The 25,265-nt window shown below is 63.2% G+C and carries 22 protein-coding genes and 1 tRNA gene; 17 read left to right on the forward strand and 6 right to left on the reverse strand.

The annotated features are described in order from the left end of the window. Window positions 1-14: 14 nt before the first annotated feature. On the reverse strand, window positions 15-917 hold the full coding sequence (efeU, locus tag ACFWEM_RS30850; RefSeq protein WP_378539567.1) for an iron uptake transporter permease EfeU: 903 nt from the start codon (window positions 915-917) through the stop codon (window positions 15-17). Window positions 918-1,057: 140 nt separating this feature from the next. On the opposite strand from efeU, the gene ACFWEM_RS30855 reads away from it, so the two are divergent. From ACFWEM_RS30855 to ACFWEM_RS30880, 6 genes are all read left to right on the forward strand, one after another. Next, window positions 1,058-1,870 carry a lytic transglycosylase domain-containing protein gene (locus tag ACFWEM_RS30855; protein ID WP_378539506.1) on the forward strand — a complete coding sequence of 271 codons (813 nt, stop codon included), beginning with the start codon at window positions 1,058-1,060 and terminating at the stop codon, window positions 1,868-1,870. Window positions 1,871-2,083: 213 nt separating this feature from the next. Next, the gene (eno, locus tag ACFWEM_RS30860) at window positions 2,084-3,370 is read left to right on the forward strand and encodes a phosphopyruvate hydratase (protein WP_347874312.1); all 1,287 of its coding nucleotides are present in this window, start codon (window positions 2,084-2,086) and stop codon (window positions 3,368-3,370) included. Between the two features lie 20 nt (window positions 3,371-3,390). After that, window positions 3,391-4,116, forward strand: coding sequence for a septum formation initiator family protein (locus ACFWEM_RS30865; protein WP_378539507.1), 726 nt, complete (start codon window positions 3,391-3,393; stop codon window positions 4,114-4,116). After that, window positions 4,113-4,658 (forward strand): DUF501 domain-containing protein, encoded by a 546-nt coding sequence (locus tag ACFWEM_RS30870; protein ID WP_378539508.1) that lies wholly within the window; start codon window positions 4,113-4,115, stop codon window positions 4,656-4,658. The genes ACFWEM_RS30865 and ACFWEM_RS30870 overlap by 4 nt, the downstream gene beginning before the upstream one ends. After that, window positions 4,655-5,620, forward strand: coding sequence for an exopolyphosphatase (locus ACFWEM_RS30875; protein ID WP_378539509.1), 966 nt, complete (start codon window positions 4,655-4,657; stop codon window positions 5,618-5,620). Before ACFWEM_RS30870 ends, ACFWEM_RS30875 begins: the two co-directional genes overlap by 4 nt. A gap of 34 nt (window positions 5,621-5,654) precedes the next feature. After that, window positions 5,655-5,731, forward strand: a tRNA-Leu gene (locus tag ACFWEM_RS30880). A 91-nt stretch (window positions 5,732-5,822) separates the two neighbouring features. Here the strand turns inward: ACFWEM_RS30880 and ACFWEM_RS30885 are convergent. The 3 genes from ACFWEM_RS30885 to ACFWEM_RS30895 all read right to left on the reverse strand — a co-directional run bounded on the left by ACFWEM_RS30885 (window position 5,823) and on the right by ACFWEM_RS30895 (window position 8,218). Beyond that, on the reverse strand, window positions 5,823-6,509 hold the full coding sequence (locus ACFWEM_RS30885; RefSeq protein ID WP_214885212.1) for an ammonium transporter: 687 nt from the start codon (window positions 6,507-6,509) through the stop codon (window positions 5,823-5,825). Between the two features lie 549 nt (window positions 6,510-7,058). Next, on the reverse strand, window positions 7,059-7,253 hold the full coding sequence (locus ACFWEM_RS30890; RefSeq protein WP_378539510.1) for a hypothetical protein: 195 nt from the start codon (window positions 7,251-7,253) through the stop codon (window positions 7,059-7,061). A gap of 287 nt (window positions 7,254-7,540) precedes the next feature. Beyond that, window positions 7,541-8,218 carry a tellurium resistance protein gene (locus ACFWEM_RS30895; protein ID WP_378539511.1) on the reverse strand — a complete coding sequence of 226 codons (678 nt, stop codon included), beginning with the start codon at window positions 8,216-8,218 and terminating at the stop codon, window positions 7,541-7,543. Between the two features lie 299 nt (window positions 8,219-8,517). Between ACFWEM_RS30895 and ACFWEM_RS30900 the strand changes: the two genes are divergently transcribed. From ACFWEM_RS30900 to ACFWEM_RS30935, 8 genes are all read left to right on the forward strand, one after another. Next, the gene (locus tag ACFWEM_RS30900; RefSeq protein ID WP_378539512.1) at window positions 8,518-10,821 is read left to right on the forward strand and encodes a putative bifunctional diguanylate cyclase/phosphodiesterase; all 2,304 of its coding nucleotides are present in this window, start codon (window positions 8,518-8,520) and stop codon (window positions 10,819-10,821) included. Beyond that, window positions 10,814-13,219, forward strand: coding sequence for a putative bifunctional diguanylate cyclase/phosphodiesterase (locus tag ACFWEM_RS30905; protein WP_378539513.1), 2,406 nt, complete (start codon window positions 10,814-10,816; stop codon window positions 13,217-13,219). Before ACFWEM_RS30900 ends, ACFWEM_RS30905 begins: the two co-directional genes overlap by 8 nt. Window positions 13,220-13,265: 46 nt before the next feature. Beyond that, window positions 13,266-14,117, forward strand: coding sequence for an SDR family NAD(P)-dependent oxidoreductase (locus tag ACFWEM_RS30910; RefSeq protein WP_378539514.1), 852 nt, complete (start codon window positions 13,266-13,268; stop codon window positions 14,115-14,117). Window positions 14,118-14,120: 3 nt separating this feature from the next. Then, complete coding sequence (locus ACFWEM_RS30915; RefSeq protein WP_378539515.1) at window positions 14,121-15,026, forward strand: TIGR03619 family F420-dependent LLM class oxidoreductase; 906 nt, start codon at window positions 14,121-14,123, stop codon at window positions 15,024-15,026. A 68-nt stretch (window positions 15,027-15,094) separates the two neighbouring features. Beyond that, window positions 15,095-15,781 (forward strand): nitroreductase, encoded by a 687-nt coding sequence (locus ACFWEM_RS30920; protein ID WP_378539516.1) that lies wholly within the window; start codon window positions 15,095-15,097, stop codon window positions 15,779-15,781. A gap of 55 nt (window positions 15,782-15,836) precedes the next feature. Then, the gene (locus tag ACFWEM_RS30925; protein WP_378539517.1) at window positions 15,837-16,973 is read left to right on the forward strand and encodes a class I SAM-dependent methyltransferase; all 1,137 of its coding nucleotides are present in this window, start codon (window positions 15,837-15,839) and stop codon (window positions 16,971-16,973) included. A gap of 194 nt (window positions 16,974-17,167) precedes the next feature. Continuing rightward, window positions 17,168-18,019: a Bax inhibitor-1/YccA family protein gene (locus tag ACFWEM_RS30930; RefSeq protein ID WP_378539518.1), complete on the forward strand. Its 852-nt coding sequence runs from the start codon at window positions 17,168-17,170 to the stop codon at window positions 18,017-18,019. Window positions 18,020-18,139: 120 nt separating this feature from the next. Further along, the gene (locus ACFWEM_RS30935) at window positions 18,140-18,895 is read left to right on the forward strand and encodes an enoyl-CoA hydratase/isomerase family protein (RefSeq protein WP_378539519.1); all 756 of its coding nucleotides are present in this window, start codon (window positions 18,140-18,142) and stop codon (window positions 18,893-18,895) included. 82 nt (window positions 18,896-18,977) lie between these two features. On the opposite strand, the gene ACFWEM_RS30940 is transcribed toward ACFWEM_RS30935, so the two are convergent. Together ACFWEM_RS30940 and ACFWEM_RS30945 are read right to left on the reverse strand one after the other, a co-directional pair. Then, on the reverse strand, window positions 18,978-20,195 hold the full coding sequence (locus tag ACFWEM_RS30940) for an acetyl-CoA C-acetyltransferase (RefSeq protein WP_277377443.1): 1,218 nt from the start codon (window positions 20,193-20,195) through the stop codon (window positions 18,978-18,980). A 121-nt stretch (window positions 20,196-20,316) separates the two neighbouring features. Further along, on the reverse strand, window positions 20,317-21,279 hold the full coding sequence (locus ACFWEM_RS30945; RefSeq protein WP_378539520.1) for an SGNH/GDSL hydrolase family protein: 963 nt from the start codon (window positions 21,277-21,279) through the stop codon (window positions 20,317-20,319). A gap of 80 nt (window positions 21,280-21,359) precedes the next feature. On the opposite strand from ACFWEM_RS30945, the gene ACFWEM_RS30950 reads away from it, so the two are divergent. From ACFWEM_RS30950 to ilvA, 3 genes are all read left to right on the forward strand, one after another. Further along, on the forward strand, window positions 21,360-22,745 hold the full coding sequence (locus ACFWEM_RS30950) for a cystathionine beta-synthase (RefSeq protein WP_230814199.1): 1,386 nt from the start codon (window positions 21,360-21,362) through the stop codon (window positions 22,743-22,745). 44 nt (window positions 22,746-22,789) lie between these two features. Next, a complete protein-coding gene (locus ACFWEM_RS30955) occupies window positions 22,790-23,962 on the forward strand; it encodes a cystathionine gamma-synthase (RefSeq protein ID WP_378539521.1) in 1,173 nt (390 codons plus the stop codon). 135 nt (window positions 23,963-24,097) lie between these two features. Further along, the gene (gene ilvA / locus ACFWEM_RS30960) at window positions 24,098-25,261 is read left to right on the forward strand and encodes a threonine ammonia-lyase (RefSeq protein WP_223257899.1); all 1,164 of its coding nucleotides are present in this window, start codon (window positions 24,098-24,100) and stop codon (window positions 25,259-25,261) included. Window positions 25,262-25,265 lie beyond the last annotated feature (4 nt).

The raw sequence follows: 25,265 nt of genomic DNA on the forward strand, positions 1-25,265 counted from the left end.
GTCGGCAATGCCTCTCAGGATTTTTCGGGAACATGTGTGTCGTGCGCAGGCGGGGCCGTCGGCTCGGACGGCTTCGACGGAAGCGGACGAAGGAAGAGCGCGAGAACGACGACGAGGTACACAACCCACGCGGTGGCTTGCAGGACAGTCGGATCCGGCCGGAAATTGAAGATTCCGGCAAGGACGGTGCCGTACCAGGTCGACGGGTCGTAGCCGGGCGTCAGGTTGAACGCGAGAGAGGATCCGCCCGGCAGGACGTTTCCGGTCTGTAGAGCACGAACACCGTACGAGAGGATTCCGGCGGCAACGACTATGAGGAAGATCGCCGTGTACCGGAAGAACGTCGTCAAGTTGAGGCGGAGGGCGCCGAAGTACATGGCCACGGTCAAGGCTGCGGCCAACAGAATTCCGAGGAGCAGTCCGACCAGCGGCCAGGAGCTGCCTGCGGTGTTCTCGGCGTATCCGACCATGAGCAACGCCGTCTCGACGCCTTCACGACCAACCGCGAAGAACGACAGCGACAAAATGGCGACGGGGCCGGCGATCAGCGCCTTTTCCATTCCGGCTTTCAGATCCCCGGAAATGTTCTTCGCTGCCGTGCGCATCCACAGGACCATGATCGTGACGATGACGACGGCGATCAGGGAGGCAACGCCTGCGATGATCTCCGCGGTCAAGCCGTTGACCGTCGACGTTCCGTAGTGAATCGCGAAGAAGATGATCGCCACCATCGCGACGGCGATCGCGACGCCGAGCCACACCCATTTGAGTGCGTCCTTGCGCTGAGCTTTCACAAGGTAGGCAGCGAGAATCATCACCACGATGCCTGCTTCGAGGCCTTCACGCAGACCGATCAGGCCACTGCCGAATAGCTGAGTGGCAACTGACGGTGTGCTCGCGGCAGCGAGTACCGACACGGGCACGGGCGACTCCTGACTGAGTGAGTGCAACAGCTTCTGACGAACGCATGAGGCTAGGCCAGCCTTAACTCAGAAGAAGATACTCCATCATCGACGGCGAACCATGCTCTCACCTGTACTTTTGCTGTTCTTTACCAATGGAATCGGGAGTAGTTCGCTCGCATGTGGATGATGGAAGGGTGTACCGAACCTCCGCTGCCCGCAGAAGTCCCCGGCGCCTCTCGCGAGCCGTCGCCGCAGTAGCTGTCGGAACAGCTTTGCTGGGCGCTGGCGCCGTGGCGTGTGGATCGAACGAACCGAAAGTGGCCATTCCCGAGGGCATACCCCCAGGTAGCGGCTCTCCGACGCCGCCGATCGACATCAATGCTCCCGGTCGCAGTGCCGATCAACTTGCCGATTGGGCGGCGGGATTGTCCGACGACATCGGGATCGGTACGACTGCGCTCGAGGCATACGGGTATGCCGCTGCGGTCATGACCGAGACGCTTCCCGGCTGCGGAATCGGATGGACAACTCTGGCCGGCATCGGCAGCGTCGAGAGCCGACACGGGACCTACGACGGTTCGTCTGTCGACGCGTTGGGCCAGGTGGCCCCGATCATTCGGGGAATCCCTCTCGACGGTGGCCCGGGAGTTGCCGAGATCCCCGACACCGACGGAGGTGCGATGGACGGCGATCCCATTCACGACCGTGCCATGGGGCCCATGCAGTTCATCCCTGAGACGTGGCTCAAATGGGGCGTCGACGCCAACGGCGACGGCCGGGTGGACCCGGACAACATCGACGACGCCGCCCTCACCGCTGCCCGCTACCTGTGCGCACGCGGGGGCGACCTCACTACCGCAGCCGGCTGGCAGCAGGCGCTGATGGCGTACAACCTCTCGGGCGACTATCTCGCGCTGGTCCGTGATCGTGCGTCGGCATATTCAGTCGGGGTTCGGCCGGACTGACGGTGATCGACCGCAGGTCGGGGCCATGACCGCGCGTCGATAAAGAAGCCTTCGGCCGGTGCGGTTAGGCTGTGTGCTGGCACTACAGAGGTGCTGGCACTGCAGAGGCCCAGCCGCGATCGTGGTCCTCTTTCGACCGGAGGGGTCGGAGCCCAAGTGTCAAGCACGCAGTGCGTGCCCCAATGCGAAGCCCATTCGAAGGAGAACCACACAGTGGCCAGTATTGAGCAGGTCGGAGCTCGCGAGATCCTTGATTCCCGTGGCAACCCCACGGTTGAGGTCGAGGTTCTGCTCGAAGACGGAAGTTTCGCCAGGGCTGCGGTGCCGTCCGGCGCTTCGACCGGTGAGCACGAAGCCGTCGAACTGCGCGACGGTGGCGCGCGCTACGGCGGCAAGGGCGTCGAGAAGGCCGTAGAGGCTGTGCTCGGCGAGATCGCTCCTGCCATCATCGGCATCGACGCGACCGAGCAGCGCACGGTCGACCAGGCGCTGCTCGACGCAGACGGCACCCCGGACAAGTCCCGCCTCGGCGCAAACGCTTTGCTCGGTGCCTCGCTTGCCGTCGCTCGCGCCGCTGCCGAGTCCTCGGGCCTGGAGCTGTTCCGTTACGTCGGTGGCCCCAACGCTCACGTACTCCCCGTCCCGATGATGAACATCCTCAACGGTGGCGCACACGCCGACACCGGTGTCGACGTCCAGGAATTCATGGTTGCTCCCATCGGCGCACCGAGCTTCAAGGAATCGCTGCGCTGGGGCACCGAGGTATACCACTCCCTGAAGTCGGTTCTCAAGGAGAAGGGCCTCTCCACCGGTCTCGGTGACGAAGGCGGATTCGCGCCGGACGTCGCGGGCACCAAGGAAGCACTCGACCTCATCACGATCGCCGTGAACAAGACCGGCCTCAAGCTGGGTACCGACGTCGCGCTCGCTCTCGACGTCGCCGCCACCGAGTTCTACACCGACGGCACCGGCTACAAGTTCGAGGGCAAGAACCGCACGGCGGCCGAGATGGCGGCGTTCTACGCCGACCTCATCGACGCATACCCGCTCGTGTCCATCGAGGATCCGCTCGACGAAGACGACTGGGACGGCTGGGTTGCGCTCACCGATCAGATCGGCAACAAGATCCAGCTCGTCGGCGACGACCTTTTCGTCACCAACCCCGAGCGTCTCGAAGAAGGCATCGTCAAGGGCGCGGCCAACGCACTCCTGGTGAAGGTCAACCAGATCGGCACCCTGACCGAGACCCTCGACGCCGTCGATCTCGCTCACCGCAACGGCTACAAGACGATGATGAGCCACCGGTCCGGCGAGACCGAGGACACCACCATCGCCGACCTCGCAGTTGCCGTCGGCAGCGGCCAGATCAAGACCGGTGCTCCGGCCCGCAGCGAGCGCGTTGCCAAGTACAACCAGCTGCTGCGTATCGAGGAGAACCTCGGCGATGCAGCACGTTACGCCGGCGAGGTTGCGTTCCCGCGCTTCGCTTTCGAGGCCTGACGGAAATCTAAGATTCAGTAGTGTCTGCACAGCGCGGTAAGCCACGATCCCCCGGCGGAAGTCCGGGGGGTCGTGGTTCCCGTCGTGGAGACACACCGTCTCGTGCGCGTCGCGACAGCGCCCGACGCCCACGGGCGTCGGAACCTTCGGTAGATCCGGCAGCCGTTGATTCCGCTGTGACAGACCCCGCGCAGTCGGGTGCCTCGACAGAGAAGGCGTCGGCACGCGGGTCGAAGTCGGCTCGAGGGAAGAGCGGAACCAACAAGTTCTGGTCTCGGCTTCCCAAGTCGGACAACACCATTTTCGGGTTGTCCACCAGCCGGGCCGTGGTGCTCGCGATGGTTGTACTCATGTTGGCGCTGACACTGGCTGTGCCGCTGCGTACTTACATCAGCCAGCGATCGGACGCCGCGCAGGTGGCGGCCGAACGTCAGGTGCTCGAGGAAGAACTGCGAAAGCTGCAAGGGCAGAACGCACGCTTCGACGACCCTGCGTACATCGAAGCTCTTGCACGAGAACGCCTTCGGTACGTCAAACCGGGCGAGACCCCGTTTCAGGTTCAGCTTCCCGGTGACTACAAGGAGCCGGAGAAGAAGCAGGAAAAGGAAACACCGCTGACAGGTCCGTGGTATCGCGATCTGTGGCAAACGATTTCGGAACCGCCAGTGGTTCCCGAGACGACGACACCGGCCCCGATGCCGTTGGCGCCGATAGAGCCAGAAGAACAAGGAGTACCCACCGGGTGAGCAACACGTCCGAAAATTCCCCACAGGTTTCACAGGCGGACCTCGACGCCGTTGCCGCTCAATTGGGCCGTGAGCCACGCGGAGTGATCGAGATCGCGTACCGCAGCCCGGACGGTCAGCCGGGCGTCGTCAAGACTGCCCCCAAACTTCCGGACGGAACACCGTTCCCGACGTTGTACTACCTCACCGACCCGCGACTGACGGCCGAAGCGAGCCGTCAGGAATCCGCCGGCGTCATGCGTGAGATGACCGAACGTCTGACGCAGGATCCCGAACTTGCCGCGGCTTACCGCCAGGCGTACGAGTCGTACCTCGCCGAGCGTGACGCAATCGAATCTCTCGGAACCGACTTTGCAGGTGGTGGGATGCCGGATCGCGTCAAGTGCCTGCACGTGTTGATGGCGCATTCGCTTGCCAAGGGGCCCGGCGTGAACCCGCTCGGTGACGAGTCCGTGGCGTTGGCTGGTCACGGAAAGCTTCGCGGCACTGCAATTCCCGCGGACTGGCCTGGCATCGACGATGCCGACAACACCGACCAGTGACTCGCCGTGTTGCCGCAGTTGATTGCGGTACCAACTCCATTCGACTGCTGATCGCCGACGTCGGCGCCGACGGTCGTCTGGTGGATGTCCGACGTGAGATGCGCGTCGTCCGACTCGGTCAAGGCGTTGATGCAACAGGGACATTCGCGGCCGAAGCTATCGAACGCACCCGGGTCGCGCTGGTCGAGTACGCGTCGATGATCGCCGACGCCGGAGCAACCGCCGTTCGTATGGTCGCCACCTCGGCTACTCGCGACGCTGCGAATCGAGAAGACTTCTTCACGATGACGCGTGACGTGCTCGGTGCGGTGATTCCCGGATCCGGAGCCGAGGTGATCACCGGCGACGAAGAGGCACGTCTCTCGTTCAGCGGTGCTGTGGGAGAACTCGATCCATCCGAGGGGCCGTTCGTGGTGGTCGATCTCGGCGGCGGATCCACTGAAGTTGTCCTCGGTGATGCCTCTGGCGTCCAGGCTGCGTACTCCACCGACATCGGCTGTGTGCGCGTCACGGAGCGGTGCTTACCGTCGGATCCGCCTACGGCAGAGCAGGTTTCCGAGGCGACGGCTTTTGCGACCGCGAAATTGTCCGAGGCGTTCGAGGCCGTACCCGTCGAGAAGGCGCACACGTGGGTGGGTGTCGCTGGAACCATGACGACTCTGGCCGCAATCGCGCAGGATCTTCCGGAGTACGACGCCGAGAAGGTGCACCTGTCGAGGATTCCGTTCAAGCAACTGTTCGACGTGTGTGAGCGTCTCATTGCCATGCCGCGGGTTGATCGTGCTGCCTTCGGTCCGATGCATCCGGGGCGGGTGGACGTCATCGGCGGCGGAGCGATCATCACCACGGTGCTGGCTCAGACCTTCGAGGCCAAAGCCGGGATCACCGAACTGATTGTCAGCGAACACGACATCCTCGACGGCATCGCGATGTCGATAGCCCAGACCGACCCGATAGTCTGATCCCTGCCGCACCCGACCAGTCGGGTGCGTCAAGGCCCCCATAGCCCAATTGGCAGAGGCAACGGACTTAAAATCCGTCAAGTGTCGGTTCGAGTCCGACTGGGGGCACCAAGTAATCCGCCTGCACAACGAATCGAAAAACCCCGCTCGTCCTCATGCGGACGGGCGGGGTTTTTCGTGGAGCAACGACTGGTTGTCGGGGCTACTGAGCCCAGACGGTCGTCCCTGCAGGAGCATTCAGCGTGTTGACGAGATCGATACCGGCCACGACTGCCGCGCCGCCGCCGCCGAGGATCGTTCCGGCGACACCGCCGATGCCGGCTCCTGTCGCGAGACCACCCAAGCACAGTGCCGCAGCGACGGGGAGACCGACGATGGTCAAGCCCAGCGGAGCGCCGACAGCGCACCCGATTCCGGCGCCGACGATGGTGCCAAGCAGACTGCCAACCTGAGTGCCGAGACCGAGCTGGCTCTGGAAGTGTGCGATTGCTCGATCATTTTCCTCGGGCGAGGCGACGGGCGTCCATTCCTTTGCCGCAGGCGCACTCTCGGGCCGAGGGGTGGCCTTCGCCGAATCGGTGATCGGTGTCAGCGTGAGGGTCTTACCGTCTTCGCTGATCGCACGATCGAAGGGAAACTGCAGATCTCCGAGGTTGTATGCGAGAGGCAGGGAAACCAGGTCGGCTCCCTTGCTGTCCTGCAAGACAACGGACTTGCCGTCGCCGGAGACCTTGAACAGCCCGGCGTCGATGGTGGTGACGATCGACTTGTCGACGACCTTCGCTTCGTAGTTCACGTCGGTAGACGGATCAGCCGATGCGATCCCTGTTGATGCTCCGACTGCAGCGACCGCCAGAGCAGTCACAGCCGCTTTCTTGAAGAAACCCATAGTTCATACCCCGTGTTCGCCTGCGTGTACTCGCAGAAACTCGACAACTTCGGACATTGGTAAACCCCCGACAAAGCCTTCGTATTAAAGCAGACCGAAGTGACGGAAGGGATAGTTGCGCTCGGGCCGACCGGAAGCTGCCGGTGTAGTCGAATGTGCCGTTTGCAGTACCAGGTTATCGAACATGTGTGCGAAAATGTGGAGATGCGGTTGACCGAGCGATCCCCGGACCGCTGCCCGAATGGACATCGACTCACGGCGAATACGTGCCTTGTCGGCTGGGAGGTCTGCGGGTGTGCCTCGACGGAGAATGGCGGACACAGGACGCATTACTGCAGGCGATGTGGTGAAACTGTCCGGACGCCGGAGTGTGTCGGCGTGGATCCGCAGAAAAGTCGATGGAGTTGAAGGGGTGCCCTGCCTGCTTGGGTGGGGCAACCAGGCAGGGCAGTGGTTGGCCGTCCCTCTCAATACCGACCTACGGCGAACCATTGGCGTTGAAGGTACCCACACTTCGTGATGCGCGCCACTTACGTACCAGTACCTTCGTTAGCCGAGGTCAGTGGTGGCGACGACGGAAGTCGCCGACGTCCCCGCGGGGACGTGGTTCATGGAGAAATCGCGGTCCCGGTCAGGGTTGACGACGCTCGCCAGTAAGAGCATTGCGGCGACGAAAAGAATCCCCGCGGCGAGGTAGGCGATTCTCACGGGCAGGCGAGGGCGGCGATCTGAATTCGTGGACATTCACGTTCTCCATCAGTGCAGTGGTGAACGTTTAATTTAACAATCAACTAGTACGAGCGCGGCGAACAGTGACGCAAGATACGAAAAGACCCTCGATCTCGGGGGAAATCGAGGGCCTTTCCGGTCGAACGTCGGCGTCGCCAAGCACATAGCGTCACCGACCCACTATCGGTGTCGAGCGTGACCCCTCATGTCCGACCCCACTTCTCGACACTATCCAGTAATTTGCGACATTGGGGACGATTCGGACTTTGTCCATCGGATGGGGGACGCCCCGGCCGCGACACCTACTTTCGTCCGGCTGCCCATTTCATTCCCCAGTTGTATGCCCGATCGAGATCGGACTGACTACCGTTGATGTACCGCACCTCGCGGGTAACCGTCACGCCCTGACCTGAACTTTGGATGAGCGCGATCGCGCACAGTCGCTCCTGGTTACTGGCGGAGTCGAGTCGCACTTCCACCTCAGGTCCGTTGGTGGGATACAGGGTGACGACGCCGTCCACGGCCGCCCAGTTGGGGGCCCCGTCGTAGATCATCGCGAAGATGAGGATTCGCCGGAAAGCGCTGGGGTCACCGAGATTGACGTGCATGTTCTCGCCGCCGGTGTTCGCGCCACTGCGGTCGTCACCGTCGAGCGAAATGTACGGCGGGGAAGTCAGCGAGCCGAAACTGTTGCCCAAGGCCTGGACTACTCCTTTGGACCCGTCGGCGAGTTCGTAGAGGCATCCGAGATCCAGGTCGACCGCACCGGAGCCTGCGCCGGCGAGCTTGGCGAGGAAACCGGTCTTCTTCGGTGGCGCTCCCTGTGACCAGTTGAGGTTCACGCGCATATTGCCTTGTCGTTCACCCGCCTTCGCGAGGTTGACCGTCGGCGCTGATTTGGTGAGCGTGATCTTGCTCAGGCTGACCGGTGCCTGCGACGATGTGGACTCGCCGGAACGTCGGGTGTAGTCGATTGCCATCGTGATAGTCCTTGTCTGAACTCGAATGAGTCCGATCGTGTTACCCGTCGAGGAATCTCCACCGACGTGATCGGCGATCTCCGGCCATTGTCCCTCATGTCCGGATTTCAACCCGAGGACGCGCAACTCGCTGCGCCAACCACCGCGCAGACCAGCAGTTTGCTGATTACTGTGTCTATGGGCGGACCTCGCTCCGAAACAGGTCGGACGTACTGGTTGACACGGCAGTGTCCATTTACGGGAGAATTGCTCAGTCGGACGTCCGACTCAATTTTCGAGTGGGAGAGGGAGGGTAAGTGATGTCGGTCCTCTCTCGTCTGCAACCGCACCCGAGAGAAAGACTGACACCTGCGCAACGCGATGACGTAACGCGTGAACAGATGGCCGTCACCTTCGGCGTGCTGCCATGGGCTGCAGCTGTCCACCTCGTCGTCACACTTGGGTTGGCGCTGTTTGTGATTCCACCGGACAGCGGGCTGTTGCCGCGCCTGTGGCCGATCCTTTCCGCGGTGATCGGGTTGGTGGGTATGTTCGTCGGACTCGCTATCCGCTTCGAACTGATCGCACCGACGTACCGGATGTCGTACGTGTTTCTCATCGTCGAATTCGCCGTCGTCGGGATCCTGTATTCCTCGCTTGCACTGGTCCTCTACCCGATCCTGGACGATTCCGGCGATCTGATCCTGATAGCGGTCACCACATCCATCACCGGGGCCGGAGCCGTGGCCACCGCGATGTTGCGGGTGGTGGGGCTCACCTGGGTGCTGTCCAATCTCGTCATCCTCGGGGTGGCATTTTGGCTTCAACCTGGACCCGAGTTCGAACGAATACTTATTGGAATGATCGCCTACGGAGCCGCTCTGATCGGCGGCACGATAGTGGTCTCGGGCAATTTGGAATCGCGTTACCGCGCTGAGCTGAGCGCAGCGTCGGAACGATCGGTCGTGCAGATGCTTCTCGAAGATTTCGAAGGCAACGCCGGGGATTTCGTGTGGGAGACGGACCAGAAAGGAAAGTTCAACCGAATCCCGACGCGGCTCGCGGTCGAAGCGGGGCTGGACTCCACCGAGCTGCAAGGAACGGCGTGGCAGGACCTGTTCATGGAGCTGGGCACGTTACGAATCCCGGGCGGAATCGATGCGCTCATGGAGTTGCAGCAAGCCCGCCACACGAAAACTGCATTCGTCGACGTCCTCGTTCCTGTCCGAGTGCACGGAGAAATCCGGTGGTGGCAGGTGTCCGGACGGCCGCGCCCTGGCCGCACACCCGACGAGTTCGTCTGGCGAGGAGTCGGTTCCGACGTCACCGAAGTGAAACTGCAGAGCGACGAAATCGTGCGGATGGGTCGGGTCGACGCACTCACCGGAATGCCGAATCGGCACAGCTTCTGGACCGAGCTGGAACGACTGCTGCGCGATCCGTACACAAGCGAGAGCGGCCTCGCGTTAGCCATGCTCGACCTCGACAACTTCAAATCGGTCAACGACACACTGGGACACACCGTTGGCGACGCGGTTCTGCGGGAGGTCGCGGATCGCCTGTCCGAAGCCGGAGGGGTGTCACAGTTGTTCGCGCGCTTGGGCGGAGACGAGTTCGCGATTCTATTCACCGATGTGGGTGACAGTTCGCACGTGCGAACTCTGCTCGGCCGCTACATCGAAGCTCTCCATGAGCCGATCACAGTGGCAGGCACGCGGTTGGAGATCGGGTGCAGCATCGGGTACTACCGCCCTGACGCTCTCCCGGCCTCCGCCGACGAGTTGATGGGCGCAGCAGACTTGGCGTTGTTCGCCGCGAAGGAATCCGGGCGTGGCGCTGTACGCGAGTATCGAGACTCGATGAAGTCCGTGGCAGATCGGCGCGCCCGCCTCCTCGAGGATCTGGGGAACACCGTGTCCGACAAGGACCTCGAACTCGAGATGCTGCCCCGGATCGACGTCGTCTCCCGCGAGATCGTGGCTGTGGAGGTGCGTGTGATCTGGCACAACGCGCGGCTCGGGGCTGTGACGTCCGCAGAATTCATGAGTGTCGCCGACGACACCGGTTTGGCGTACTCGCTCGGGACAACAGTTTTCGAGCTGGCCTGCGCGGCGGCGTCACGCCTACCCGATCACTTGCGGGTAGCAGTCGCGGTATCGACGCGTCAGCTCGAATCGGATTCCTTCGTCGACTCGATAGGGGATTCGCTTCGACGATCAGGTGCCAGTGCCGACCAACTCGAACTCCAACTCAACGAATCCTCGGCCATCACCGACGAGTCCAGGGCCGCGTTGCACGCCATCGCGGAAATGGGGGTATCGCTGACGGTGGACGAGTTCGGCGCCGGATTCTCCTCCCTGGCATCACTGTCCGGGCTTCCGTTCACGAGAGTTCGGATCGAACGCTCCATCTCCGGTGCGGCGCCCGGCGGCCGGCCGATTCTCGAAGCTGTCGTGGATCTGGTCGGCGCACTGGGAATGGAAGTCGTCGTCTCGGGAGTGGACAGTGAGGAGGACCTGAAGTCCGTGGCCGCAGCAGGAGTGCGGACTGTCCAGGGATACGCCGCCGGCGGAGTCATGTCGGTCGACGAGGTTGCACTGGCGACAGCAGGCCATCATGGATGACCCGGCAGCACTCCGTAGGCGTCGTGTCGAGACGTCGGTGCGCAAGCTCGGTCGAAGCGGCTCGGAACAACACCTTTCGGATTACGATCGCCGTCGTCTACTCGATCGACGGCTGCGGTTCACCGCGCGGGTTCTTCCGTGGTCGTTTCTGACCGCAGCTGTTGCGTTGTCAGCGATCGTGGTGCTCTTGCCGGTGGATGCCGGATGGTTCAGCTTCGCCTGGTCGAGTGTCATGCTGTTGTCGAGCGCCGGATTCAGTGTTTATTGGGTGCGACGCGCGCGTCTCGGCGTCTCCGAGTCGCAGACCACCGAATTGGTGGTGCTCACAGTCGAAATCGTTGTCTGGGGAGTGCTCCTGGCATGCTTGGCTCTCGTTCTCTTCCCGATGCTCGACCCTGGTGACGAATTGGTACTGAGCTCGACGTTGATCGGCGGGATCGCGGTCGGCGTATTTCCCACGATGATGTTTCGCGGAATCACTGTCGTCTGGATCAGCCTCGTCGGGGCCGGTCTGGCCGGAGCGTTTTGGACAGAACCGGGCACGTCGCGTTACGTACTGATCGGGGTGCTGGTCATCTTTCTGGGTTCGCTCTACAGCGGAACATTGCTGTTGGCCAACCTTTTCGAGAGACGGCTACGCGCCGAGCTCGTCGCCGAGGACGAACGAGATCTCGTGGAATTGTTGCTCAACGATCTCGAAGACGGTGCCCAGGATTGGCTCTGGGAGACGGATTCGCGCGGTATCGCCAGTACCGTGTCGTATCGATTCGCCGAGCAGGTCGGTTTACCGGCAGCGAAGATCCGGGGCCGCACCATGCACGAGATTCTGATCGGGATCGGCGCATCCCGAACAGACGCGGGCAGGAAGTCCCTAGCTCTCCTCGCTGCGAATTTCGAAGCAGGGACGGCGTTTCGGGACCTCACACTGCAGGTCGTCGTACGGGGCGACACTCGCTGGTGGTCGATGTCAGGGCACCCCGGCAGCGGTGAGCGGTCGGACTACGGATGGCGCGGTGTCGGATCCGATATCACGCACTCCTATCACCAGCGTCAGAACATCTTGCGACTGGCGGAGGTCGATTCGCTGACCGGGCTCAGAAATCGGTACAGCTTCAACGCTCAACTGTCGTCGCGGCTTCGGGACGGGCGCAGAGTGTGGTTGGCGATCTTGGATCTGGACAACTTCAAGTCGATCAACGACCGGTTGGGCCATCACGTCGGAGACGACGTGCTTCGTGATGTAGCGAGCAGACTGCGCAGCGTTCTGCGATCGAACGAGATCTGTGGACGACTGGGGGGTGACGAGTTTGCCATCGCCTTCGACGACATCGCCTTCGACGACATCGCCTTCGACGACATCGGGAATGCAGACGAGGTGCAGGAGCGATTCCAAACAATTCTCGACGCATTCGAACGACCATTTTCACTGGTCGGCAATCAGATTCGCATTCGCGCGAGCCTGGGCTACGGCTCTATGCCCGACGACGCCGACAGCCTCGAAGACCTGGTGATTGTTGCCGACCTCGCGCTGTACCACGCAAAGGAGAGCGGTCGGAACCAGATCCGCGCCTTCGATGCGAGTTTGCGCGATCGTGCGACCGGTAGGGCCAGGGCACTGCTGGATCTTCGTCGTGCGCTGATCGACGAAGAGTTCGAGTTGGTCTATCAACCGCAGGTTTCAGCCGCGACGGGAGTTGTCGTCGGGTTCGAGGCTCTGCTGCGGTGGAACCATCCGACTTCAGGTCTCGTCTCGCCGGGAGACTTCATTTCGGTCGCCGAGGAAACTGGCTTGATCGTGCCAATTGGTGCGGGCGTTTTGCGGGCTGCCTGCACGGCGGCGACAAGGTGGCCGCAGGACATTCGGGTTGCCGTCAATGTCTCTCAGGTTCAACTGCGTTCGAGTCGATACGTCGAATCGGTACGCCGGACACTGAACGAGGTGAACCTCGATCCCAGCCGACTCGAGATCGAGGTGACCGAATCGCTGGTCATCGACGACGCGGACCGAGACGTATTGGTACAGCTGTCGGCGCTCGGAATCGCCATTGCGATGGACGACTTCGGCACAGGGTTCTCCTCGGTTGCCAGCTTGGCCCGCCTGCCACTCGATCGGTTGAAGATTGACCGGGCGTTCGTCGCACCACTGGACGCGGATCCCTCGAATTCGAGGTTCGCTGTCCTGCGAGCCGTCATCGCGATTGCCAAATCTCTCGGGCTCGACACCGTCGCCGAGGGTGTCGAGACTGAGCGGCAGCGCGCGATAGTGATCGAGTGTGGATGCGACGTGATCCAGGGGTACCTGGAGGGAGTGCCGATACGGGCAGCCGAAATTCCGGACTACTTGAATCGGCGACTCGGCGGTCCGCCCAGGCTGGGTGCAGCGGCTACCACTGAGTGAGAACGTAGTGCCCGTTTTGCGAATCGATGTGTGACGGTACGCCGAAGTGATTCACATCGAACTGCAGAAGGGTGTCTTCGTGGAGGTCGGATCGGCGTACTCCCCAGGGCCGATGTTGGTGGGTAAGAAGGCAGTGGTCACAGGTGGCTCCCAGGGAATCGGAGCAGCGATAGCTCGGTCATTCGCATCGCACGGCGCGTCAGTTCTGGTTGTCGACGTGGCTCCGCTGAACGAGAGCGAATTCGACTCCGCTGCAGGTGGTTCGATCAACCATCTCGAGTACGACGTGCGGGCGCGGGAAGTCCCCGTCGCGTTGACCGAATTCGCGCCAGATGTCCTGGTGAACAATGTGGGGCATTTCCTGAATCCGCCGACAGCGTTCACCGGTACCGATCCGGGTTTCTGGTCCGAGGCGGGCAACATCAATTTCGATCACGTCGTGCGCCTGACCCATGCCCTGCTTCCCGGCATGATCGACCGCGGAACCGGTGGATCGATCGTGAACCTGACGACGGTGGAGGCGCATCGAGCGATCCCCGGCCACACCATGTACTCGGCATACAAAGCGGCGCTGACGCAGTTCACTCGGAGCCTGGGCGTCGAGATCGGTCGAACCGGAGTGCGCGTCAACGCCATTGCGCCGGATCTGATCGAGTCGGTACAGGTGCCGTATCGCAAGATCGTTTCTGCGGACGACTGGGACAAGTGGCCGGGGTGGGCGCCGTTGGGTGGACCAGGCCAGCCGGTCGACATTGCCGGTCCCGCACTGTTCCTGGCTTCCGACCTGTCGAGATACATCACCGGAACTGTCATCCACGTCGACGGCGGCTCGCACGCTGCTGGTGGCTGGTTCCCCACAGAAGAGGGCGGCTGGACCAACCGGCCCCGAAAGGCTTGACACATGACAACTTTCAGTCTGAATGTTCCCAATTTCGGCACCACTCTCGCGGAGGGCTCCTACGGCAAACTTGTCCAGGTCTGTCAGAGCGCGGAAGCCGCCGGCTTCGACCGGGTCCTCGTGACCGATCACGTGGTGATGGGCTCGGACAACTCGGCGTACACGTGGTCGGCGTTTCCCACCGAGCCTGACGCCAACTGGCTCGAACCGCTGACCGTGCTGGCTTTTGTTGCCGGACAGACACAAACGATTCGTCTGGGTACCGGAATCGTCATCGCCGCACTGCGCGGGGGAGCGGTACTGGCTAAAACTGCCGCGACACTCGACCTGCTCTCCGGCGGCCGCCTCGACCTGGGCGTCGGAACCGGTTGGCAGGAACGCGAATACGAAGCTGCCGGTATGGACTTCGGCAAACGAGGACCTCTGCTCGACGACGCTCTCGCCGTGTGCCGGGCCCTGTGGAGTTCGGCGCCCGCGAGCATCGACACTCCTCGACTGACATTCGACGACGTGTACTGCGCGCCCCGGCCGTCCGCAGGAATCCCGATCTGGGTGTCGGGTTCGCTCTCCAAAGCGGTCGTACGACGCGTCGCAACCTGGGGCGACGGATGGATTCCGATCATGGGCGCCGTCGACGACGACCTACGTGTTGGGATCAACGTCATCGGCAAGGCAATGGCAGATCTCGGACGCGATCCGGCGGAACTGCAGATTCGGGGGCGATTGACCGTCGTTCGCGGGGCTGACGGTTCGATCGACCTCCCGGCGACGATGCTCAGTGCCGAACAGCTGCTCGAATCCGGAGCTACCGATGTGCTGGTCGCGCTGGCAGCGGTTGATCCCGACCCGGATGCGGCGATCGAGGAGTTCGGCGAACTGGTGGGTGCCTTCGCAAAGGTGACCCGCTGACCATCGCGTCGAGACGGTAGTTCTATCGTGCGAAGTGTTGTAGTGCAGCCTGATCGAGGAGAGAACAAATGACCGAGAGCATCGTCGTGGATACGAGCCTGGAAGCCTTGCTCGATGCCCGGATCAGCTGCCGCGCCTACCAGGACCGCCAAGTGCCGCGTGAGGTGATCGAGGAGATCCTTCGGCTGGCGCAGAAGACGCCGTCGTGGTGCAACACGCAACCGTGGCAGGTCGCGATCACGGAAGGGGAGGGCACCGAACGATTCCGCGCCGGCCTCGGTGAGTACGTGATCGCCAACGCCCAGGAGTCGGACTTCGAGTTCCCACGCCAATACCAGGGCATCTACAAGTCGCGTCGGTTCGACTGCGCGATGGCGCTCTATTCGAGCGTCGGAATCGAGCACGGAGACCGCGCCGGGTCCGCGGCGCAGACGATGAAGAATTTCGAGCTCTTCGGCGCTCCCCACGTCGCGATCATCACCACCGACGAGGCATTGGGCACCTATGGAGCCGTCGACTGCGGGTTGTACGTGAACAGCTTCTTGCTCGCGGCCCAGAGTCTGGGTGTGGCCACCATTCCGCAGGCGGCACTCGCAGGCAGTTCCAAGTTCATTCACGAGCACTTCGGAATCGACGACACCCGCAAGGTGGTCTGCGCGATCTCGTTCGGATACCCCGACACCGACCACCCGGTGAACGGATTCCGCACCGAACGCGAAACCGTCGACAACGTCGTGCAGTGGATGTCGAACTGATCACCCGCACTTCCAGGATTGAGTGTTGAGCTGATTCACCTGAAAGACTGGTGGCATGTCCGACACACCCGAACTGTTCGATCGTCTGCGCCGATTCCCCGATGTCGAGGCACCCAATCTCTTTGCCGTCGACGCGGCTGATCGTCTGATCCTCGACGAGGCCGCCGATGCTCTTGCCGCGGCACCGGCGGGCACCGTCGTCGTGATCGGCGATCACTACGGTGCGCTGACCGCCGGTGTTGCGCTCGTTCACGGAATTGCCGGCGTGCGGGTTCACCAGGATCCGCTCACCGGAGAGTTGGCCCTCGCGAACAATGCGCGCGAACTCGGTTTCAGTGACGCCTTCACCTCCCACGGACTGGACGAGGAGTTGCTCAGCGGCGCCCGCGTCGTGCTCATGCAATTGCCGCGTAGTCTCGCCGAACTTGCCGAGATCGCTCAACTGATCGCACTCCATGCCGACCCGGCAGTACGGGTCTTCGCCGGTGGGCGTGACAAGCACATCACCCCGGCGATGAACAAGGTTCTCGGCGAATCGTTTTCCGACGTCAGCGCCTCTCGTGGGCGTCAGAAGTCGCGCGTACTCAAGGCTTCGGAACCCAAGGCCGATGTTGCGATCACGTTCCCGTTGACCGAACGCCTCGACGAGTTCGATCTCGACGTCGTTGCTCACGGCGCAGTGTTTGCCGGTGCGAGCCTGGACATCGGCACCCGGTTGCTCCTGGAGAATCTCGGCAAGATAGCGGTCGACCCGTTGAGCGATGTGGTCGATCTGGGTTGTGGCAGCGGCATTCTCGCGACGGCGATCGCACGCAAGTTCCCGGACGTGCACGTGATCGCGACGGATCAGTCCTCGGCAGCCGTCGCTTCGGCACTGGCGACCGCGTCCGCAAACGGCGTCGGCGATCGGGTGAGCGGTCTGCGCGACGACGCGATGAGCTCGCTGCCCGACGCGAGCACGGATCTGGTTCTGTTGAACCCGCCGTTCCACGTCGGCGCGGCGGTTCACACCGGTGGAGCGCTCAAGATGTTCGAAGCCGCCGGTCGCGTCCTGCGCCCCGGCGGGGAGCTGTGGACTGTCCACAACGCGCATCTGGGTTATCGCGAACCGTTGAAAGCCGCGGTGGGTCCCAGTGAGGCGATGGCGAAGAACGCGAAGTTCATCGTGATGAAGTCGATCAAACCGTCCTAGTATCGAAAAGGGACGAGTGTCGAAGAGTGTTGACCTTCCGGAAACGCGCCGGGAACTACAACGGATGCTTCGACGTTGTAAATTACGAGTGCTTTACTTTTAGTTAGGTACACGGACCGTGTCGGAAACTCGGATCCGTCCGGCGAACCCGCGACGCACCCGTCGTAGGCCACCACGATGAAGGGATGATCACGGTGCGCACCACCAGCAACCCGGTGTTCCGCAATCTGCCCAAGCAAGAGGGCAACGGATACGCCTCGTTCGGATCTGCGACGGCGGGCGCCTCGCAGGCAACCCAGCAGTTCGGTCAGCCGCAGTACGCTCCGGCTGAGCCGTACCAGACCGGTCCCACCTCGCGGGCCATGACGATCGACGACGTCGTCACCAAGACGGGCATCACGCTCGGTGTGCTGACCATCTCGGCATTGGTGTCGTACTTCCTGGTCAACAACAACGCCGACCTCGCAGCCCCGCTGGTCATCGGCGGCGGTCTCGTCGGCCTGGTACTGGTTCTGGTCGCCACGTTCGGCCGCAAGATGGACAACCCGGCAATCGTGTTGGCATACGCCGTCGCGGAGGGTCTGTTCCTCGGTGCGCTGTCGTTCATGTTCACCAGCGTCGAATTCGGTGGCGTCGGCGGATCTGCACTGATCGCGCAAGCAGTCCTCGGAACGTTCGGCGTGTTCTTCGGCATGCTGGTCGTCTACAAGACCGGTGCGATCCGGGTGACACCGCGTCTGACGCGAATGATCATCGGCGCGTTGATCGGCGTTGTCGTTCTGGCGCTCGGTAACCTCGTCGCGAGCTTCTTCGTCGACGGCGGACTGGGGCTGCGTGACGGCGGTACGCTCGCCATCATCTTCAGCCTCGTCTGCATCGGCATCGCAGCCTTCAGCTTCCTGCTCGACTTCGACGCCGCTGATCAGCTGATCCGCGCACAGGCGCCGGAGAAGGCAGCCTGGGGCGTCGCATTCGGCCTCACCGTCACCCTGGTCTGGCTGTACGTCGAGATCCTGCGTCTGCTGAGCTACTTCAACAACGACTAATTCTCGAGTCGTTCCGGAACACGAAGAAGGGCCCCGCGAGGGGCCCTTCTTTTGTCGTCTGTGGGCGGTTACGGTGCTTGGATGCCTAGCAACTGCTTGGTTTGGAACGAAGGGGAGCGAATGTCGACAAACACCTCTGAACCCATCCTGGTCGCGGATGCCGGAGCAGTGCGAACGCTGACCTTCAACAATCCGAGCCGCCTGAACGCTTTCAATGCGGCCGGCTTTCGAGCGCTCACCAAGGCGCTCGACGACGCGGCGTCGGACGATGCCGTGGCCGTGGTGATCCTCGAGGGCGCGGGCAAGGTATTTTCCAGTGGTGTCGACCTACGCGCACTGGCCGAACCCGGCACGGACAATACCGACTTCGGCGACGCATTCGCGCCGCTGATCGTAGCGCTGGTGGAGTTTCCGAAGCCTTTGATCGCCGCGGTGCACGGCGCCGCCGTCGGCATCGGCCTGACCATGCTGCTCTACTGCGACGTCGTCTACGTTGCCGAGAACGCACGCTTGCGGGCACCGTTCACCTCGCTGGGCACGGCGCCCGAAGCGGCCAGTAGTTGGTTGCTGCCCAAGGTGATCGGAACACAGCGCGCCGGCGAACTGATCCTGTCGGCCCGGTGGCTCAGCGGCATCGAGGCGGCTGACTACGGCTTGGCGACCGCAGCGGTACCTGCCGACGAGGTTCAGGCCCGCGCCCGCGAGAGTGCCGAGCAGATTGCCGCCAACGTCGGTCCGGCAGTCTTGGCCGCCAAACGACTGCTCCGTCAGGGTTGGGCGGAAGAGGCTCGCGCCGCCGTGCAGCGTGAGGACGAGGCTGCGCGAGAGTTGATTCGCGAGTTGGGGAGTTTTGCTCGGAAATTCACGACAACATGAAAAACCGCGAACATTGAACACGACCACACGAAAGCGGCCGCCCGGCAGAAACCGGGCGGCCGCTTTCGACGTGCTCAGGGGATCAGCTGAGGCGCTCGATCACCATTGCCATGCCCTGTCCGCCGCCGACACACATGGTCTCGACACCGAAGGTCTTGTCCTGCTCCTGCAGGTTGTTGATCAGGGTGTTGGTGATGCGGGCACCGGTCATACCGAAGGGGTGGCCCAGTGCGATCGCGCCACCGGAGATGTTGAGCTTGTCTTCTTCGATACCCAGTTCGCGAGCGGATCCGAGGACCTGCACGGCGAATGCCTCGTTGATCTCGAACAGGTCGATGTCGGAGATCGACTTGCCGGCGATCTTCAGGGCGTTCTTGACGGCCTGAATCGGGCCGAGGCCCATGATCTCGGGGGACAGGCCCGAAACGCCGGTGGAGACGATGCGAGCGAGCGGGGTCAGGCCGAGTGCCTTTGCCTTGGTGTCGGACATGATCACCAGTGCGGCTGCGCCGTCGTTGAGCGGGCAGGCGTTGCCCGCTGTGACGGTGCCGTCGGGGCGGAAGACGGGCTTGAGGCCGCTGATGCCTTCGTAGGTGGTGCCGGCGCGGGGGCCGTCGTCCTTGGAGACGACGGTGCCGTCGGCGAGGGTGACGGGGGTGATCTCACGCTCGAAGAAGCCGCGAGCGATAGCTTCCTCGGCGCGGTTCTGGCTGCGAACTGCCCAGCGGTCCTGGTCTTCGCGGGTGATGCCGGTGGCGGAAGCGACGTTCTCCGCGGTCTGGCCCATGCCCAGGTACACGTCGGGGATCAGGCCCTCTTCGCGAGGATCGGTCCAGGCGACTCCACCTTCGGCGAGCTTGGCGCTACGGGCCTGCGCTGCGTCGAAGAGCGGGTTCTTGGTGTTGGGGAGGCCGTCGGCGTTGCCCGTGATGAAGCTGGAGACGGACTCGACGCCGGCGGAGATGAAGACGTCGCCCTCGCCTGCGCGGATGGCGTGCAGAGCCATGCGGGTGGTCTGCAGCGAGGAAGAACAGTAACGGTTGACCGTGACACCGGGGAGGAAGTCGTAGCCGAGCTGAACGGCGACGACGCGGGCGATGTTGAAGCCCGACTGACCGGCGGGCTGGCCGCAACCGAGCATGAGGTCGTCGATCTCGGTGGGGTCGAGCTCGGGGACCTTTGCCAACGCGGCGGCAACCATCTGAGTCGCGAGGTCATCCGGGCGGATGTCCTTGAGCGAACCCTTCATTGCGCGGCCGATGGGCGACCGTACTGCTGAGACGATTACTGCCTCGGGCATGAAAACTCCTTTTGTGTACTGCTCGGGGGCGGCTTGAAACGCCGTCGAGCAGGGCAAGTTGAATGCAGCTTCGACTTACAATTTACGTTGCCACTCCCAGATGGTGGTCACGCAGTCTCACTCAGTTGACGTCGTGGCGCTGAACTGCAGGTTTTGTGCGTCGTGCGAAGGCTTTCCATTGGGTTGCCGCCGCCGTCAGTCGGGCCGCGACGGTGCGAGCTTGCGCCGCCTCCGAGACGTGGGGGAGTTCGGGTAGCGGGCCACCCTGCCACTCGCCCAGAGCCGACGCGAGAACCGGGACGATCTGCTTCGCCGCGAGTTCGTATCCGGCCGCGGACGGGTGGAAACGGTCGGCCGAGAACATCGTGTCGGGCGAGGCCAGGAATTCCTTGGCCAGCAGGTCAGCTAGTGGAACGGGATGACCCCCCGCGTTTCTGGTCGCGGCCGCCTGGGCGAGTGCGAGGCGATGGCCCCATTCACGCACCACGGAGCGCAGCGGTTGCGGGATTGCCGTGACCACCCCCAGATCCGGGCAGGTGCCGACAACAACGACGGCGCCGCTCTCGCGCAAGCGTCGTACCGCGTCACCGAGGCGTTTTGCCGAAGCGTGAATTGCGTTCTTGGCGGTGACGTCGTTGGCGCCGATCAGGATCACCGCAGCGTCCGGGGGAGGGCCGGCGACGAACATGGCGTCGACCTGCCCGCTCAACCCGCGTGAGGTGGCGCCGCCGATAGCCTTGGTGCTCAAGCGGATTCGTTTCCCGGTTTCACTCGCGAGCTGCTTCGCGACCTGCACACCCGGAACTTCCGACGCCGTCAGCGCGCCGACGCCGGCCGCAGACGAATCACCGAAGATCATCAAGTGGAGATCGAAGGGCACGGCCCGCCACCAGAGTTCCGGGTTGTCGGCGCCGGGTGCGTACACACCGTCCGCCTCGGGTGGCTTGGCGATATTGCGACCGATCACCCCGCGCGCCGCACCTGCCTGCGACATCAGATAGTTGTAGCCCAACCAGGAGAGCGTGCCTGCACTCGATCCGGCCACCACCGTGGCCACCGACGCTTTCAGTCCGGTTCGACTCACACTTGCCAATCTAGCCGGATTGCACCGCCTTCGCCCGACGTCCGCGCGCACCGTTTTCTTCTATCTGGGAACATGGACGAATGCGCATCGCGGAACACGTCGTCGACCTCATCGGCAACACCCCACTCGTCAAGCTCACGTCCGTCACGGGCGAAAACTTCGGCACGGTGGCAGCCAAGGTCGAGTACCTCAACCCGGGCGGTAGCTCCAAGGACCGCATCGCCGTCAAGATGATCGACGCAGCCGAGGCTTCGGGTGAACTGAAGCCGGGCGGCACCATCGTCGAACCGACTTCGGGCAACACCGGAATCGGCTTGGCGCTCGTGGCGCAAAAGCGTGGATACAAGTGCGTTTTCGTCTGCCCCGACAAGGTCAGCGAAGACAAGCGCAACGTCCTGCGTGCCTACGGCGCCGAGGTGGTCGTGTGCCCCACGGCCGTCGCGCCGGACAACCCGAACAGCTACTACAGCGTCTCCGACCGCCTCACCCGTGAGATCCCCGGCGCCTGGAAGCCCAACCAGTACTCCAACCCGGGCGGACCGGAGAGCCACTACGAGACCACCGGTCCCGAGATCTGGGCCGACACCGACGGAAAGATCACGCACTTCGTCGCGGGCGTCGGCACCGGCGGAACCATCACCGGCACCGGCCGCTACCTCAAGGAAGTTTCGGGCGGCAAGGTCAAGGTCATCGGCGCAGACCCCGAAGGCTCCGTCTACTCCGGCGGCACCGGTCGCCCGTACCTCGTCGAAGGCGTCGGCGAAGACTTCTGGCCGACCGCATACGACCCGTCCATCCCGGACGAGATCATCGCTGTCTCGGACGCCGATTCCTTCGAGATGACACGTCGCCTCGCCCGCGAAGAGGGACTGCTGGTCGGCGGTTCCTGCGGTATGGCCGTCGTCGCCGCCCTCGAAGTAGCCAAGCGCGAGGGCCCCGACGCCCTGATCGTCGTCCTCCTCCCGGACGGTGGCCGCGGCTACCTGTCCAAGATCTTCAACGATCAGTGGATGGCGTCGTACGGATTCCTGCGCACCCCACTGGACGGCAAGACGAACGTTCCCACCGTCGGCGACGTGCTGCGCGGCAAGTCGGGCGAGCTGCCGGACCTCGTTCACACTCACCCGTCGGAGACCCTGCGCGATGCGATCGAGATCCTGCGCGAGTACGGCGTGTCCCAGATGCCCGTCGTCGGTGCGGAACCGCCGGTCATGGCAGGCGAGGTCGCCGGAAGTGTGTCCGAGCGAGATCTTCTGAGCGCGGTATTCGAAGGCCGTGCGCACCTTGCGGATTCCGTCGAGAAGCACATGAGCAAGCCGTTCCCGCTCATCGGTTCCGGCGAGCCGGTCTCGGCGGCCACGAAGGCGCTCGGTGACACCGACGCACTCATGGTGGTCGACGACGGCAAGCCGGTCGGTGTCATCACGCGCCACGATCTCCTGGGTTTCCTGAGTTCGGATTCCTGAGTTCGGATTCCTGCGCCGGCACCGGCGCCATTAGGCTGGGGACCATGAGTGAGCAACGCAGCAAGGCCGACAACATCAGCTGGCAGGGTTTCTCCACGAAAGCGGTGCATGCGGGTTACGAACCCGATCCGCTGACCGGTGCGGTCAACGTGCCGATCTACGCGAGTTCCACCTTCGCCCAAGACGGCGTCGGTGGAATGCGCAGTGGCTTCGAGTACGCGCGAACGGGTAACCCCACCCGTCGCCCACTCGAGGCGAACCTCGCCGCGCTCGAATCCGGAACCTACGGTCGAGCGTTCAGTTCGGGAATGGCGGCCACCGACTGCCTGCTCCGTTCGGTACTTCGACCCGGCGATCACCTGGTCATCCCCGACGACGCGTACGGCGGAACCTTCCGTCTCATCGACAAGGTCTTCACGCAGTGGGGGATCGAGTACACCCCGGCTCCGGTGTCCGACGTCGATGCGGTGCGCGCGGCGATGAAGTCCAACACCAAGCTGGTCTGGGTCGAGACCCCCACGAACCCGCTGCTCAACATCGGTGACATCGAGCTCCTCACCGAGGTCGCCCACGAGGGCAACGCAAAGATCGTGGTGGACAACACCTTCGCGTCGCCGTACCTGCAGCAGCCGCTGCAGCTCGGTGCCGACATCGCGCTGCACTCCACGACCAAGTACATCGGCGGACACTCCGACGTGGTCGGTGGCGCTCTCGTCTGCAACGACGAGGAACTGGACGCGGCCTTCGCGTTCCTGCAGAACGGATCGGGCGGCGTTCCCGGCCCGTTCGACGCGTTCTTGACGTTGCGCGGAATCAAGACTCTGGCGCTGCGCATGGAGCGTCACAGCGACAATGCGGAGAAGATCGTCGAATTGCTCGACGGTCACCCCGCTGTCGCCAGCGTCATTTACCCCGGCCTGGCTTCGCACCCGTCGCACAAGGTCGCGGCCAAGCAGATGCGACGCTTCGGCGGCATGATCTCCGTGCGTCTCAAGGGTGGCAAGGCGGCAGCTCTCGACCTGTGCTCACGCACCGAGATCTTCACGCTGGCAGAATCTCTCGGCGGAGTCGAATCCCTCATCGAGTTCCCCGGCGCGATGACCCACGCCTCGACGGCCGGTTCCGCTCTCGAGGTTCCCGACGATCTGGTTCGCCTGTCGGTCGGCATCGAAGACGCCTCCGATCTGGTCGGCGACATCGAGCAAGCACTGTCCTGATCTTCGCTCTACAGTAATTCGACTTCGAATCTGCAGTGCGCCTTCACACCTCACGAGGGTGTGGAGGCGCACTTTCTGGAGGCATGCGTGAATCTCGAACAGATAAAGGCTGCACAGCAACTGCTCGCCCCGGTCATGCGACGCACCCCGGTCGTGGCCTCGCGAGTGTTGTCCGAAACCACCGGCTTCGCCGTGAGCTTGAAATGTGAAAACCTGCAGCGCACCGGCTCTTTCAAACCGCGCGGTGCGTACAACCGCATTGCCAATCTTTCCGCAGAGGAACGGGCAGCGGGCGTGGTGGCCGCCAGTGCCGGTAACCATGCGCAGGGAGTTGCCTGGTCTGCAACAGAATTGGGAATCAAGTCGACCGTCTTCATGCCGACGGGTGCGCCGCTGCCGAAGTTGGTGGCCACCAAGGCATATGGAGCTCAGGTCCACCTGCACGGTTCGACTGTCGACGAAGCGCTCGTGGCCGCTCGCGAATTCGCGGACCGAACCGGAGCAGTTCTGGTCCACCCGTTCGACCACGAGGACGTCGTGGCGGGCCAGGGCACGGTGGGCCTGGAAATCCTCGAGCAACTCCCCGAGGTAGGCACGATTCTCGTTCCCACCGGCGGCGGTGGATTGATCGCCGGAGTGGCTGCAGCAGTCAAAGCTGTACGCCCGCAGGTGCGCATCGTCGGAGTGCAGGCCGAAACTGCGGCCGCCTGGCCGGCGTCGTTGGCGGCCGGGAAGCCGACGGCCTTGGCGTCGATGTCAACGATGGCGGACGGTATCGCCGTGGGCTGCCCTGGCGAGGTTCCGTTCGCCGAAGTTGCCGCACACGTTGACGCGGTGGTCACGGTCAGCGAGGAAGCGCTGTCCAAGGCGCTGCTGCTGTGCCTCGAACGCGCCAAATTGATTGTCGAACCGGCAGGCGTCGCGGCCGTTGCGGCGTTGATGACGTGCTCGCCGGAGGAATTGGGGCTGACCGGGCCGGTATGCGCTGTGCTGTCCGGCGGCAACATCGATCCGCTGCTGCTCACGCACGTCATCTCACACGGACTGCGGGCAGCCGGACGGTTCCTCGGCGTTCACATCACCATCGACGATCGGCCGGGTGCGCTGGTCTCGCTGCTCGAAGTGGTTCGGGCAAATGGTGCCAGCGTGGTCGACGTCATCCACTCCCGTACCGGTGGCGAACTTGCACTCGACGAAGTGGAGGTCTTCCTCACCGTCGAGACGCGTGGTCCGGACAACAAGGCGGAACTTCTGACGGCCTTCGACCGCGCCGGCTACGCAGTACGCCTGCAGAACTGACGCG

Source organism: Rhodococcus sp. NPDC060176, assembly GCF_042728675.1.
Taxonomy (GTDB): Bacteria; Actinomycetota; Actinomycetes; order Mycobacteriales; family Mycobacteriaceae; genus Rhodococcus_F.